1 protein-coding gene is annotated in these 1,207 nt (G+C 44.8%); it reads right to left on the bottom strand.

Features of this window, described 5'->3' with window-relative positions:
* Nucleotides 1–22: 22 nt before the first annotated feature.
* The gene (gene tuf, locus J8L71_RS18310) at nt 23–1,207 is read right to left on the bottom strand and encodes an elongation factor Tu (RefSeq protein ID WP_058548756.1); all 1,185 of its coding nucleotides are present in this window, start codon (nt 1,205–1,207) and stop codon (nt 23–25) included.

Here is a 1,207-nt window from a genome sequence, read left to right as displayed (position 1 = left end):
TAATTAACTTAAAAGTTAACTATTACTCTACGATAGTTGCTACAACACCAGCACCTACAGTACGGCCACCTTCACGGATAGCGAAACGAAGACCTTCATCCATCGCGATTGGCGCGATTAGAGTTACTGTCATCTTAACGTTATCACCAGGCATTACCATTTCTACGCCATCTGGTAACTGTACGTCACCTGTTACGTCAGTTGTACGGAAGTAGAACTGTGGGCGGTAACCTTTGAAGAATGGAGTATGACGACCACCTTCATCTTTAGAAAGTACGTATACTTCTGAAGTGAATGTAGTGTGTGGCTTGATTGAACCAGGCTTAGCTAGTACTTGACCACGTTCAACGTCTTCACGCTTAGTACCACGTAGAAGTGCACCAATGTTCTCACCAGCACGACCTTCGTCAAGAAGCTTACGGAACATTTCAACACCAGTACAAGTAGACTTAGTAGTCTCTTTGATACCAACGATTTCAACTTCGTCATTCACGTTGATGATACCCGCTTCAACACGGCCAGTTACAACTGTACCACGACCTTGAATTGAGAAAACATCTTCGATAGGCATGATGAATGGCTTATCGATGTCACGCTCTGGCTCTGGAATGTAAGAATCTAGTGCTTCTGCAAGCTCTACGATTTTAGCTTCCCATTGCTCTTCGCCTTCAAGTGCTTTAAGTGCAGAACCTTGAATTAGTGGTAAATCATCACCAGGGAAGTCGTACTCAGAAAGAAGTTCACGAACTTCCATTTCTACTAGCTCAAGTAGCTCTTCGTCATCAACCATGTCACATTTGTTCATGAATACGATGATGTAAGGTACGCCAACTTGGCGAGAAAGTAGGATGTGCTCACGCGTTTGTGGCATTGGGCCGTCAGTCGCAGCTACTACTAAGATAGCGCCGTCCATTTGAGCAGCACCAGTGATCATGTTTTTAACATAATCGGCGTGACCAGGACAATCTACGTGTGCGTAGTGACGAGTTGGCGTATCGTACTCAACGTGAGAAGTTGAGATTGTGATACCACGCTCGCGCTCTTCTGGAGCGTTATCGATTGATGCGAAATCTTTAGCAACACCGCCGTATACTTTTGCAAGTACGTTAGTGATTGCTGCAGTTAGTGTAGTTTTACCGTGGTCAACGTGGCCGATTGTACCAACGTTTACGTGCGGTTTTACGCGTTCAAACTTTTCTTTTGCCAT

The sequence above is a fragment of the Pseudoalteromonas sp. MMG007 genome (assembly GCF_018100985.1).
In the GTDB taxonomy this organism is placed as follows: domain Bacteria; phylum Pseudomonadota; class Gammaproteobacteria; order Enterobacterales; family Alteromonadaceae; genus Pseudoalteromonas.
The sequence above is the reverse complement of the archived record's forward strand: the minus strand, read 5'-3'. Positions and strand labels throughout refer to the sequence as shown.

What these genes read in the sequence shown, in the direction of transcription:
- tuf (WP_058548756.1), bottom strand. Translation starts at nt 1,207, where the DNA reads ATGGCAAAAGAAAAGTTTGAACGCGTAAAACCGCACGTAAACGTTGGT.